Here is a 13,096-nt window from a genome sequence, read left to right as displayed (position 1 = left end):
CTCAGCGATGGCGGATTGGTTTACAATTCCGCCCTCCGCGGTTGGCAATCCCGCAATTTCGTTCTGCCAGACGTGAGTTTTTGGTTAAACTTGATTGAGGGTGCGGTCGGACGCGGATAACCTCGCCGCCTCACTGACCTCCTTTGTTTGGCGTCTCTGCGATCGAGATCTTCACCATCGGACTTGTCTTCTAACTGGATTTTCTTCCACACACCATGGCTTCGATCACATCGGAACGATTTGTCGAGATGGTTGCACGGAGCAACTTGGTTGACGAAGCCACGCAGGAACGGTTCCTAAAAAAGGTTCGTGAAAAGTGTGAGGGCAGTTTGCCGGCCAGTTCGAAGAAGCTGGCGATGGCCTACAAAAAAGCGGGCCTGCTCACCGATTGGCACATCGAGAAGCTGTTCACAGGGAAGTACAAAGGCTTCTTCCTAGGCAAATACAAACTGCTCGGCCACATTGGATCGGGCGGGATGAGCAGCGTTTATCTGGCGGAACACACCGGTTTGGGCGACAAGCGTGCGATCAAGGTGCTGCCCAAGAAACGCGTCAACGATGCCTCGTATCTGGCTCGCTTCAAACTGGAAGCCAAAGCCATCGCGTCACTCAACCACCCCAACATTGTGTTGGCGCACGACATTGATAACGACGGTGACGTCCACTACATCGTCATGGAATACGTGGACGGGGTGGATTTGCAGGTGTTGGTGCGGCGCGACGGACCGCTCGATTTTTCCACCGCCGCGGAACTCATTTCCCAGGCTGCCCGTGGATTGGCACACGCGCACGATCGCGGCGTGGTTCATCGCGATGTCAAACCAGCCAACCTGTTGATTGACAGCGATGGCCGGGTTCGGTTGTTGGACATGGGATTGGCCCTGGTGACCAAAACCGGGGATGATGAATCTCTGACCGTCGCCAACAATGAGAATGTCCTCGGCACGGCCGACTACCTGGCACCTGAGCAAGCCCTGAACAGTCACACGGTGGACCACCGAGTCGACATCTATGGTCTGGGCTGCACGTTGTATTTTCTGCTGACCGGCAGGCCACCCTTCGCCGAAGGCACGCTGGCCCAGCGGATCGCCAAGCACCAAAACGAAATGCCCAAGGCGATTCGAGAGCTGCGACCAGAGTGTCCCGGCGAATTGGAAGGGATCGTGGTGAAGATGATCCAGAAGGATCCTCGCTACCGCTATCAAAACGCCACCGACGTCGCCGAGGTGCTCAAGAAATTTGCGGCTGCCGTGCCCAAGGGCGAAATGATTCGAGTTGGGCTGGGCGAAGACCCGGGCGAAGACAGCAGTCTGTCTTCGATGGATTTCGACAGCAGTTCGGAATCGATGGTCACCCAGTCCAATCAAGACACGCTGACCAATAAAAACGATGACACCCTGGCGAGCAGTCGTTCCAAGCTCATTCGGGAACAGAATCAAGCGGCCAGCGAAAGTGGTCGATTGGTGAAGGTCGGATCGATGGGAACGCCCGCCGATATGTTGGAAGGAAGCTTTCTCGATTTGGAAGTGGAATCCGGTTACAAGGGCCCGCCCGGGCGGGCACCCAGTTCTGGAAGTCGACGTGGTGTGGGTTCGGGAATTGATCGCGGCCAGGCAGCTGACGCTCGAGCACAACCCGGTGACAACCGGAGCAAGGGCATCGATCCGGTGTTGCTGGGAACCGTGGTGACCTCGCTGTTCGTGGCCGCACTGGCTCTGGGTTATTTCCTCGCGAAAGTGACGTCTTGACTGTTGTTCTTGATCGGCCCTATGAGTTCGTGCCGCCTTATCGCGGGAACCTCTGGCCCACTGCAATTCAAACCTTTCGGTTGATTGATTGGCACCTTCGCAAGAAGGAGGCTGTGCTCGATTTCGAATGCCGGCACGCCGAGCGATTCGCGGAATCGTTGCAAGCCGGTCACGGAATCTTGCTTGCCCCCAACCACTGTCGCTATGCCGACCCGATCGTGCTGGGGTGGTTGGCTCGAGAGGTCCACACCCATCTGTATGCGATGGCATCGTGGCACTTGTTCAACACCAACCGGTTCGAGCAGTTTGCGCTGCGGCGAATGGGGGCCTTCAGTGTTTTTCGAGAAGGCAATGATCGCAAAGCACTCGAAACCGCAATCGACATTCTGGTCAGCGGGGAACGTCCTCTGGTGTTGTTCCCTGAAGGCACCACCAATCGAACCAACGACGTGTTGAAGCCCTTGCTCGATGGCGTTTCCTTCATCGCTCGAGCTGCCGCGAAGAAGCGTGCCAAGCGAGAGGACGGGCAGGTCGTCATTCACCCGGTTGGTTTGAAGTACCTGTGCCTCGAAGACGCACATGCCTGGGCGCACGAGCAGTTGGCGGAGTTGGAGCGAACGCTGAGTTGGTTGCCAGCTCCCGGTCCCGGGGCCATTGGAAATTTGGTGGAGCGTTTGTTTCGAGTCTCGCAGGCCTACCTGGCTTTGAAAGAAATTGAGTTCACCGGGCATGCTTCCACTGGCGAACTCAGTCCTCGGCGTGATCGTTTGATTGAGCAGTTGCTTCAGCAGTCCGAAGAACGGTATAGCTTGGTGGCGAAACCGACGGAGGATGTGCGAGAACGCGTGCGGAAGATTCGTGCGGCGGTCTCTAACACGTTCTTTGCTGCCGAGAACACCGTTCGCGACCCTGCGACTTTTCGTCGCGATGCAGAACGCGCGGACTTGGCACAGTTTCTCCTCTCGTTTCCCGATGAATACTTGACACCGGGAAAAATCACCGACACTCGCATTGTGGAAACGATTCAACGCATTCAAGAGGCCATTTTTGGCAAGGCGAAGGAGTCACTGCCAATGAAAGTGGTGATCGAAGTGGGGGAAGCCATTCCGGTTCCCGCCGGGCGCCCGCCACGCGGTGAAGCGGATCCAGTGCTTTGCCAATTGCGGGACCAATTGCATACAATGGTGACATCGTTGTCCCAAGAGGCCACCTTGTTGGCCTGAGTCATCTCTTACTCATCTCACGCCAACACGATCATGCCGTCCAAATCTCCTCGTCGTTCGAAATCCCTCACTTGTTTGACTGGGGCGTTCGCGATCGCGGCCGGGTCGACGTTTCTTGGCGGTTGCAGCGAGCCGAAGCCGGTCGCGTTTGAGCCCAACCTCGTGCACGCGATGAAGTACGAGTTGAAGGAGGGCATCGAGATGGAACAGGCGTCCCAGGATGCGTTTTGGATCGTGACCGAGATGTTCGGGACTCCCGATCAGCCCAAGTTGCCAGCAGCGGCGATGGAAGACGAAGACTTTGCGACGTTGGTGTCACTCGACAATCTGATGATGGCCTCGGGCCCCGCGGACGCAGAAGGCCGTGGGCTTTATCAAAAACAGTGTGCCATCTGTCACGGCATCAGCGGCGATGGACGCGGCTCGTCCTCCGCGATTTTGAATCCGTATCCTCGTGATTACCGCAAGGGTGTCTTCAAATTCAAATCGACCGAACGAGGCGAGAAACCCACCCGAGAGGACTTGGCGACGTTGATCAAAAACGGCATCCAAGGCACCGCGATGGTGGCTCTGTCCAGGCTGACCGACGAGCAGATCGAGGACCACATCGGCAAAGCGATCGACACGCTGAGCGGCGAGGAAGTTGAGGCGGTCAACCAAGAAGTGATCGACCAACAAACCGAAGCGCTGACCGACTACGTGATCTACCTTTCCTGGCGCGGTGAGTTGGAGCGAACCCTGCTCGACGACGCGATCTTTGAGTTGGATTTGGAAGGCGGCGATCGCATCATCAATCCCGCTCACAAAAATTCCACCGACGAAGAAGAAAAGGAATTGTTTGATGAAGGTTGGGAGATCGCCGAAGACTACGCGTTGGAAATTGCTGACGCTTGGTTGGCAGCTCCAGACACGGTGGTCGAAGTTCCTGAACCACCGGCTGACCTGCCGGTCGCGGACAACTATGAAGAGTTCGTCGCGTTTCAAAACGGCGACCAGGCCGAAACCTTGGCCGAATCCGTCCAGCGAGGGCAAGAACTGTATCTCGGCAAGATCGCTTTGTGCAGCAAGTGCCACGGCGTGAAAGGATTGGGCGATGGGCAAACAACCGACTTCGACGATTGGACCAAGGAGTGGACGCTCGGCATCGGCATCAAGCCTGAGAATCGTGATCAGCTGATTCCTTTGCTCGCCCGGGGTGCGTTGCCGCCGCTGAATGCCTCGCCACGAAACTTCACCACAGGATTGTTCCACGGGGGTGGAACCGCGAATGATCTGTACATTCGAATCACGCAGGGCATCGAGGGTTCGCCGATGCCAGCGGCTACCTTTGTGGAAGGTGAATTCGAAGAAGATGACGTGTGGCACCTGATCAACTTCCTGCGTTCACTTCAAACGCCACCGGAACCGGAAGAAGAACCCACCGAAGAGCCAAAACCAACCGAAGTGGCCGCTCGGTAGAACGTCGGCCAGGTCCCACCTGGCATGGTGAAATGCGAGGCTATCGGATGCCACCGCTCCGCGGTTGGGGGACGCCTTGGCTTCAGTCGCGGAGCGACGACAGTTGGCAGCGAGTTCGGATCCACCTGTTGCCGTTCGGGACGTTCGGAAAATAAATGGTGGCTGGCATCTGGGTTTCGCCCCGGATGGGGCCGTCATGCTTAGCTCGGGGCGGAAGCCCCGAGAGACCGATGCCGGAAAATAAACGGTCGCCCCGGATGGGGCCGTCGTGGGAGTTGGGGGAGTCCCTCGCTCACGCGTCGGGTTGTGATGGTTGGTCTAGGCAGGTCGGCTGGAATGATCGGGCACAACCATGTGAGCCGTTTGGGCGTTCGCCCCGGTTGCGCGTGAAAACCGTGGCTAACGCCAACGGCTCACATACGCGATGACACCTGTGTACCTGCTTTGGCCGACTCTGACGGGCAAGAGTGCCCATCATTCGTTGAAACGTCGTTGACGACTGAGTCGACCAGCCGTCACCATTGACGCTCTGATTGCGAATGCCAATTTTATCCCTGGATTGCACCCCGCGGCTTGGGGCCGGTGCGGGGCACCTGGACCTCGGGTTGAAACCCGAGGCTGTCGAATGCCACCGCTCCGCGGTTGGGGGGGCGTCTTGGCCTTCGTTGCATCGGAAATGGTTGCCAGGTGCAACCTGGCCGTCGGGCATCTCACCCACCACTTCAGTGCAGGGCTTCTGCGAAGGCTTGTTTGAGCCTGGCTGCGGCGTCCCCGGCTTGGTCGCTTTGGATGACCACGTTCACTTGCAGTTCGCTGGTCGCGATCATCTCGACGTTGATGCCGGCGCTGGCCAGTTGCTCGAACAGCACCGTGCCGACTTGCGTGTGGCTTCGCAGTCCGATGCCGCTGACACTGAGCTTGGTGATTCCGGACGCACCGCGTACGTCTCGCATTTCATGTTTGTCACAGATCGCTCGAGCGACCTTGGTGGCGGCATCCACATCGGCCTGTTCAACCGTGAAGCTGACGCTGGTGCTGCCGTGTTCGCCGTCGTAGCCTTGCACGATCATGTCGATGAAGATGCCAGCTTCACCGATCTGTTCAAAGATGTCGGCTGCCACACCGACTTGGTCCGGCACGCCGTCGAGTGTCACGCGAGCTTGTTCGGGCACGATGGAAATGTCGGTCAGTGTGAGCGCTTCCAACGCGTCGTTTTGCAAGCGAGAGACGACGTCGGCCACATCGGCTTCCTTGGCATGGCTGGCTTTGATTTCGTTCCATGTTTTTGCGTCGCGGGGACGCTTGTCCAATGAGAACGCTTCGTGCACCGCACGCAGGGCTGTGTTGGCTTGATCACGAGGAACCAAGCAGGAGATTTTGATCTCGCTGGTCGTGATCATGTGGATGTTGACCTTGGCCTCGGCCAGGGCTCGGAACATGCTGGCAGCGACGGCCTTTTGATGGGCCATCCCCAGTCCCACGACGCTGACCTTGGAGACTTGATCGTCGTGGGTCACACCATCGGCACCGAGCGACGCCAGGATTCCCTCAAGTGCTGCGAGGGTTTTTTTGAGTTCGCCGCCCGCGACCGTGAACGACACATCAGCCTTGCCAGAGGAGCCCACGTTTTGGACGACCATGTCGACGGCCACCTTCTGCTCCGCGATCGCCGAGAAGATCTTTTGACTCATGCCAGGAACGTCTGGCACGCCCAACACGGTCACGCGAGCCTCGTCGCGGGTCAACGCCGCGCCTGAGACGGGAGCGGTTTCCGATTCGGGCTGGGCGACGATCATCGTGCCGTCTTGATCCGAGAAACTGCTGCGGACGTGGATCGGCACCTCAAATTTCTTCGCAAATTCGATGGAGCGGGAGTGCATCACACCGGCACCCAACGAAGCGAGTTCCAGCATTTCGTCGTAGCTGATCACATCCACCCGGCGGGCTTCTGCCAGCAGTCGTGGGTCGGTGGTGTAAACGCCATCGACGTCCGTGTTGATTTCGCAAGCGTCCGCGCCCAGCACGGCCGCCAGTGCCACCGCGGTGGTGTCGCTGCCGCCTCGGCCGAGCGTCGTGATGTTCAAGTCATCGTCGATGCCTTGGAAACCCGCCGCGACGACGATGTTGCCAGCGTCGAGCAAGCGTTCGATGCGACCGGTGTCGATCGATTGAATGCGAGCCTTGCTGAAGCTGTTGTCGGTCTTCAGGCCGATTTGTCCGCCTGTCAGGCTAACCGCTTTTGATCCCATGTTGTGGATTGCCATCGCAACCAACGCCACGCTGACCTGTTCGCCGGTGCTGAGCAGCATGTCCATTTCGCGTGCCGGTGGTTCATCGCTGATTTGCGACGCCAGATCCAGCAGCGTGTCCGTGTTTTTGCCCATCGCACTGACAACCATCACGACTCGATGGCCGGCTTTTTGCGCACGAATAGCCTTCCGCGCTGCGGCACGAATCTTTTCAGTGTCGGCAACCGACGTGCCGCCAAATTTTTGAACGATCAGGGACATGGAAGTGACGAAGCGAAACGGAAGGAAGGAGGGAAAGGGATTGGCAGTCCATTTGCCAGCGGACCCGAAGGATCAGCCTTTTTGAATGTAGGCGTCCATCATCGTCCAACCGGGATCGAACACCCATCCGGATGCCTTCGCGGCGATCTCGTCGAAGGTCGTCGCGGAGTCAGTTTCGATGCCGGTGCCGGCCATCGTCAGGGGCACGGGGCCGTGCGTGTGTTTCTTGGTCCGGCAAAACGTGGGGTGATCGGGCAAGATCAACATGCGGTGTTCGTCGTGCTTGGAAAGAGCTTCCCAAAGCGGTGCAACGATGTGCTGGTCGATTTGCTGCAACGCTTCGATCTTGGCCTCGACGTTGCCCTCGTGAGAGGCTTCGTCAGGAGCTTCGATGTGGACGCAGACGAAATCATAGTCCGCGAGGGCTTGGATTGCCGCTTCGCCTTTGCCAGCGTAGTTCGTGTCGAGGTACCCGGTGGCACCTTCGACTTCGATCCGCGGCCAACCGGCAAGGGCACCGATGCCGCGAAGCAAGTCGACCGCGGTGATCATCACGCCGCGAATGCCGTAGCGTTCCTCGAATGTCGACAATTGAGGCGCGCCGCCGGAGCTCCACAACCAAACGTGGGTGGCGACGTCTTTGCCGGCCGCTTTGCGAGCGACGTTGATCGGGTGTTTGGCCAAAATCTCCGCTGACGCGTTCATCAGGTCCACCAAGATCTGGCTGCCGGGACCACGTGGGAAATCATCCATCACGCTTAGGTCAGTCAAATCGTGCGGGGCGCTGGATCGTGTCGCGTTGGTGAACGGCGAGGGGTGATCGGCGTCGCCGCGGTACAGCATCAAATTGCGATAGCTGACTCCGGGGACAAATTCCAATCGGCTGGCCAGGTCAGCGTTGCCCAGAGGTCCGTTTTCGGCGAACAATTCCTTCGACAAATCCGCGAGCAACGTGGTGGCTTCTTCGGTGCTGATGTGATCGGCGGTGAAGTCGATCATGGTCTGGTCGCGAATGGTGACCAAATTGCATCGCACGGCGCAATCGTGAGGGCCCAATTCGATGCCCTGCGCGGCGGCTTCCAAAGGAGCTCGGCCGGTGAAGCACACATTGGGGTCGTACCCCAGCAGGCACAGGTTGGCGATTTCGCTGCCAGCAGGGAAATCAATCGGCGTGTTGTCGGTCACGCCAACACGGCCCAGCGAGGCGATCTGGTCCATCGCGGGCAGGTTGGCGGCTTGCAGAGGTGTGCGTCCGTTCAGTGATTCGAGCGGTTCGTCGGCACAGCCGTCGGGGATAATCAGGACATATTTCATGGCGAAGGCTCCGCCTGGATGGTCGAAAGAATTGCGGCAGTTTCGTTGAACGCCCGCGAAAACGAAAGGGCCCGACCCAAACCGATGTCGCGGGAACCCGCAAAATCGATCCTATCGTCGTCTCCGTTGCTGCCGGATCGACCGATACAGACCGACGCGGCAGCAGCGGACTTGCGCCAGTCAAGCAAAAATCGGTGGTGAAGAGGGAGGGGGTGACCCATCCTTGAGAGGACACAGAGATCCTTCTCGTTCCAGGTCCATTGTTAAACGATGCATTCTGCCCCACCACCATCCGATTCCCCATCGGCGACTGGCCTTTATTCAGGCCCGTCTTCGGCATGCACATGGGAACAATCCGCCGAACCGGTGGCCCTCGCGGTGAGAACTTCCGCCGACGTCCGCCATTTGGCTCGCGCTGTCCGCAGGGGACGCAACGTGTCCCCGATCGTGGCCGCGTCAGAGGAGCCCGGCCAAGACCCCAGTGGGTCTGGTGCCGGTGAGTCTTCCTCGTCGCTGAAGCCACATCGCCGGATTCTGGAACTCGACGCGCTGCGTGCGATGGCCGCGATCAATTTGGTGCTGTTCCACTTCACGCACGTTTACGCGGTCAAGTTTGGCTTCTCCAGTCCGCTGGGCGGGGAGTGGCCCTACGGTGCCTACGGCGTCGAGCTGTTCTTCATCCTCAGCGGTTTCGTTAACAGCATGTCGCTGATGCGTCGTGGAAAGCCCACCGACTTCGTGGCCGCTCGACTGATTCGAATCGTGCCGCTGTTCCTGATGGTGATTTTCGCGAACCTTTGGATCGTGACGTTTGCCCCGTTGAATGGGCAGCCGATTTCGACGCAGCAGTTCCTGGCAAATTTGACCTTGATGCCGCGAGTCTTCGGCTACGAGTGCATCGATCCCGTGATGTGGACCTTGCAAGTCGAGATGATGTTCTACTTCGTCTTGGTGACGCTGTTCTGCAAAGGCTACTTGCAACGCTACTTCGTCGGTTGGGGATCGTTGCTCGCCGCTTCATTGGTGCTGTGTCCCGCGTTGGATGCAGCTCAGGCCAGCTATGGTGACACGTCCATGTTCGCTGCTCTGACAGCGGTCAGGCATCTGCTGGTGCTCGACTTCGCACCGTTGTTTGCGATCGGGTTCTTGCTGTATATGATCAAGACCGGTGTCGGGGCGAAGTGGCAGAACTTGCTGGGCATCGTCGTTGCCGCGGGAGTCTTCCACAGCATCGATCACGGCAAGCACAACCCGGCTGCGACGGCCCTGATCATCGGCTTGGTCACGATGGCCGCCTACGGAAAAATTCCCGTCTTGCGGCTGAAACCTTTCGTGGCCATCAGTTCGATCTCGTACGCGTTGTACCTGTGTCACAACAATCTGGGCTGCGCGTTGCTGCATGCCTTTGATCAAGCCGGCCTGCCACCGATCGTGTGTTTGGCGATCGTGATCGGGTTCTCATTCGCGTTGGCCTGGATGGTGACCGTTTGGATCGAGCAACCGATCACGAAGGCACTGCGTCGCTTGTACGCCAATGTGTCCGTGCGACTACGTCGGCCATCATCCGTCACCGAACCAGCCATCAGCTGATTCGTCGTCGCCCACAATCATGTCGCCCATCGACTCCGCTCGATGGAACCGGTAACGCGTAGCCGGATTCGCCAGGATTCGGACACGAACACGAACCGAATTCTTGGCGAATCCGGCTACCTTGGCCTACGTTCGCTCACCGGGTCACTTGACGACCAGGTTCACCATTCGGCCGGGGACGGCGATCGTCTTGACGACCTTTTTATCGCCGATCGCGTTTTGAACCGCGGGGTCTGCCAGCGCTGCTTCGCCCATTTCATTGGGCTTGGCATCGGGTGACAACGAGATCTTCGCTTTCAGCTTGCCATTGATCTGAACCGGGATCTCGATGCTGGACTGGACCAACGCGGCTTCGTCCCATTGCGGCCATGGCTGCAACGAAATCGATTCGTTGTGACCCAGGTGCTTCCACAGTTCTTCGCACAAGTGAGGTGCGTAAGGCGCCAGCAAGATCAGGAACGATTCCATCGCTTCGCGTGGTCGTGTTTCGCAGCGGGTGAAGTGATTGGTGAATTCCATCATCTTCGCAATTGCGGTGTTGAAGCTCATCGCTTCGTTGTCTTCGGTGACCTTCTTAATCGTTTGGTGCAGCACGCGAAGTTGTTCTTCATCGCAGGGCGTGTCCACCACCGCGGCGGAAACCTGCAGCTCGTCTTCAGGTTCGTCGATGATCATCCGCCAGACGCGATCGAGGAAGCTGCGAACGCCGCCGACGCCGTTCATCGCCCAAGGCTTGGTTGCTTCCAGCGGGCCCATGAACATCTCGTACAAACGCAGCGAGTCCGCTCCATAATCGCGAACGACCGAGTCGGGGTTGACCACGTTGCCGCGGCTTTTGCTCATCTTGAACGCGCGGCTATCGACCTTGATCGAGGCGTCCGACGCCAAGACAAAGCCTTCGCCTTTCTTGATGACTTCTTCTTCGGTCAACGAAACGATCTCGACCTGTTCGCCAGTGGCTTTGCTGACACGGTTGCCCTCGGCGTCCTTTTTGACGTCTTTGGTGGAGACGTGTTTGCCGGACGGATCCACGAAGCTGGTGAATTCCACTTCGCCCAGAATCATGCCTTGGTTGACCAGCTTGCCAAACGGTTCGGGGCAAGACACATGCCCACGGTCGAACAGGACCTTGTGCCAGAACCGTGAGTACAACAAGTGCAGCACAGCGTGTTCCGCACCGCCGACATACAAGTCGACTGGCATCCAGTCCTTTTCCTTTTGTGGATCGATCAGCGCGTCGCTGTTCTTGGGGTCGATGTACCGCAGGTAGTACCAGCATGAACCGGCCCACTGAGGCATCGTGTTGGTTTCGCGGCGATAGCGTTTGCCGTCGAGCTCCACGATCAACCAATTGTCGTCGGCTTTCGCCAGCGGTGGCTCAGGGCGACCGTGCGGTTTGAAGTCAGCCAGTTCTGGCAACATCACCGGCAATTGATCATCGGGTACCAAGCGACGCACGCCGGTCGCGTTGCCTTCGGAATCAATTTCGTGCAAGACGGGGAAGGGCTCGCCCCAGAAACGTTGTCGGCTGAACAACCAATCCCGCAACTTGTAATTGACGGCTTCGCAGGCCAAGCCTTGTTGGGCCAATTCCGCGGTCAAAGCGGCTTTGACTTCCGCGGTCGTCTTGCCATCGTACTCGCCGCTGTTGATCGCGACGCCTTCTGCGGCGAAGCAAGCTTTGCCAGCCATGATTTCTTCGCGTTGTTTGTGGTCCGCAGGAGGATCCACCACGGGGATCACAGGCAAGTCAAACGCCACGGCGAATTCAAAATCGCGTTCGTCGTGAGCGGGAACGGCCATGATCGCGCCGGTTCCATAACCCGCCAAAACATAATCCGCGACCCAAATCGGGATGCTGCGTCCGTCCGCTGGGTTGATCGCGTGCGAACCCGTGAACACGCCTGTCTTGGCTCGATCGCCATCGGTTCGTTCGCGGTCACTTTTGAACGAAGCCTTTTCGCGATAGGCGTCGACCTCGGCCTTTTGTTCCGGTTTGACCAGCACATCGATCAGTGGGTGTTCCGGCGCGACGACCATGTAGGTCGCTCCGAACAAGGTGTCGGGACGCGTTGTGTAAACACGCAAGCAATCCTTGCCGGGGTCGGCTGGGAAGCCTTCCGTTTCTCGAGCACGCTTGAACGCGACGAATGGTCCGGTGTCGTCCCCGACGGCGCCGCGTTGCAAGTAGAAATCGACTTCGCCACCGGTGCTGCGACCGATCCAGTCGGATTGCAATTTCTTGATGCCGGAGGGCCAATCCACGTTCGCCAATCCGTCCAACAATCGTTCCGCGTAATCGGTGATCCGCAACATCCATTGCCGCAGCGGGATCCGCTTGACCGGGTGCCCACCGACTTCGCTCTTGCCATCGACCACTTCTTCGTTGGCCAGCACCGTGCCCAATTTCGGGCACCAGTTCACCAAGGCGTCGTCCAGGTAAGCCAAGCGGTTTGAGTCGCGATACTGCTCGATTGCCAATTCGCCTTCCGCGGTGACTTCCGCGGGGATCGGCAACTCCGCAATCGGGCGGCCTTTTTGTTGCTCGTGATCGAACCAAGTGTCGTACAACACGCCGAAGATCCACTGCGTCCAACGAAAGTACTCTTCGTCCGTCGTCGCCAAGACCCGATCCCAGTCGTAGCTGAAACCGAGCATCTTCAATTGACGAGTGAAGTTGTCGATGTTGCGTTGGGTTTGAACGCGAGGGTGTTCGCCCGTCTTGATCGCGTGCTCTTCCGCGGGCAATCCAAACGCATCGAATCCCATCGGGTGCAAAACCGCTTCCCCGCGAGCCCGAGCGAAACGCGAGACGATGTCGGTCGCCGTGTAACCTTCCGGGTGTCCAACGTGCAGCCCGTCGCCGCTGGGGTAGGGGAACATGTCCAGCACGTAGCGTTTCTTCTGGCCGACCTGATCGGGCGTGGCGAAAGTGTGGTGTTCGTCCCAGTAAGCTTGCCAGCGAGGTTCAATTTCGTTGGGGTTGTAGCGGACCATGTCGTCTTAGCGATGCGGGGAAGGGCAGGGCAGAGCAGGGCAGGGCACTCGAGATGAAAAAAACGACCACCTTGCGTTGCAAACAGGTTCCCTCAGGGGGCGTTTTCGGGCAAGCGGTCTGGTGCGAGAGCTGCTCCGGCAAGTTCGCTTGCGTTGCCAAGTCGCTGCCGGATGGGCGTCGCAAAGCCTCCTTCATCCGGCCTACGCAGACCGGAATCGCCACGACGGGACCCGTGACAAAGGCCGTCTGCGTCCG

7 protein-coding genes are annotated in these 13,096 nt (G+C 58.5%); 4 read left to right on the top strand and 3 right to left on the bottom strand.

From position 1 onward, the window contains the following. The first annotated feature begins 215 nt into the window (after nucleotides 1-215). The 3 genes from UH5x_RS14755 to UH5x_RS14745 are packed head-to-tail and all read left to right on the top strand — an operon-like array spanning nucleotide 216 to nucleotide 4,429. Nucleotides 216-1,748, top strand: a complete 1,533-nt coding sequence (locus UH5x_RS14755; RefSeq protein WP_047815684.1) for a serine/threonine protein kinase — start codon at nucleotides 216-218, stop codon at nucleotides 1,746-1,748. Continuing rightward, nucleotides 1,745-2,971, top strand: coding sequence for a 1-acyl-sn-glycerol-3-phosphate acyltransferase (locus tag UH5x_RS14750; protein ID WP_047815685.1), 1,227 nt, complete (start codon nucleotides 1,745-1,747; stop codon nucleotides 2,969-2,971). Before UH5x_RS14755 ends, UH5x_RS14750 begins: the two co-directional genes overlap by 4 nt. A gap of 33 nt (nucleotides 2,972-3,004) precedes the next feature. Next, nucleotides 3,005-4,429 carry a c-type cytochrome gene (locus UH5x_RS14745; RefSeq protein WP_482632837.1) on the top strand — a complete coding sequence of 475 codons (1,425 nt, stop codon included), beginning with the start codon at nucleotides 3,005-3,007 and terminating at the stop codon, nucleotides 4,427-4,429. 722 nt (nucleotides 4,430-5,151) lie between these two features. Here the strand turns inward: UH5x_RS14745 and UH5x_RS14740 are convergent. Further along, on the bottom strand, nucleotides 5,152-6,939 hold the full coding sequence (locus tag UH5x_RS14740) for an aspartate kinase (protein ID WP_482632836.1): 1,788 nt from the start codon (nucleotides 6,937-6,939) through the stop codon (nucleotides 5,152-5,154). Nucleotides 6,940-7,011: 72 nt separating this feature from the next. Beyond that, complete coding sequence (locus UH5x_RS14735) at nucleotides 7,012-8,253, bottom strand: cofactor-independent phosphoglycerate mutase (protein WP_482632835.1); 1,242 nt, start codon at nucleotides 8,251-8,253, stop codon at nucleotides 7,012-7,014. A 405-nt stretch (nucleotides 8,254-8,658) separates the two neighbouring features. On the opposite strand from UH5x_RS14735, the gene UH5x_RS14730 reads away from it, so the two are divergent. Next, nucleotides 8,659-9,843: an acyltransferase family protein gene (locus UH5x_RS14730; protein ID WP_482636000.1), complete on the top strand. Its 1,185-nt coding sequence runs from the start codon at nucleotides 8,659-8,661 to the stop codon at nucleotides 9,841-9,843. A gap of 144 nt (nucleotides 9,844-9,987) precedes the next feature. On the opposite strand, the gene leuS is transcribed toward UH5x_RS14730, so the two are convergent. Then, nucleotides 9,988-12,840, bottom strand: coding sequence for a leucine--tRNA ligase (gene leuS / locus UH5x_RS14725; protein WP_482632834.1), 2,853 nt, complete (start codon nucleotides 12,838-12,840; stop codon nucleotides 9,988-9,990). Between the last annotated feature and the right edge of the window lie 256 nt (nucleotides 12,841-13,096).

The organism is Rhodopirellula sp. UH5 (assembly GCF_056839225.1).
This window is presented reverse-complemented; position numbering and strand designations above follow the sequence as displayed.

Bases quoted from the DNA above. Each gene is read 5' to 3' on its own strand.
- leuS (WP_482632834.1), bottom strand. From the start codon at position 12,840: ATGGTCCGCTACAACCCCAACGAAATTGAACCTCGCTGGCAAGCTTAC.
- UH5x_RS14745 (WP_482632837.1), top strand. From the start codon at position 3,005: ATGCCGTCCAAATCTCCTCGTCGTTCGAAATCCCTCACTTGTTTGACT.
- UH5x_RS14735 (WP_482632835.1), bottom strand. From the start codon at position 8,253: ATGAAATATGTCCTGATTATCCCCGACGGCTGTGCCGACGAACCGCTC.
- UH5x_RS14755 (WP_047815684.1), top strand. From the start codon at position 216: ATGGCTTCGATCACATCGGAACGATTTGTCGAGATGGTTGCACGGAGC.
- UH5x_RS14740 (WP_482632836.1), bottom strand. From the start codon at position 6,939: ATGTCCCTGATCGTTCAAAAATTTGGCGGCACGTCGGTTGCCGACACT.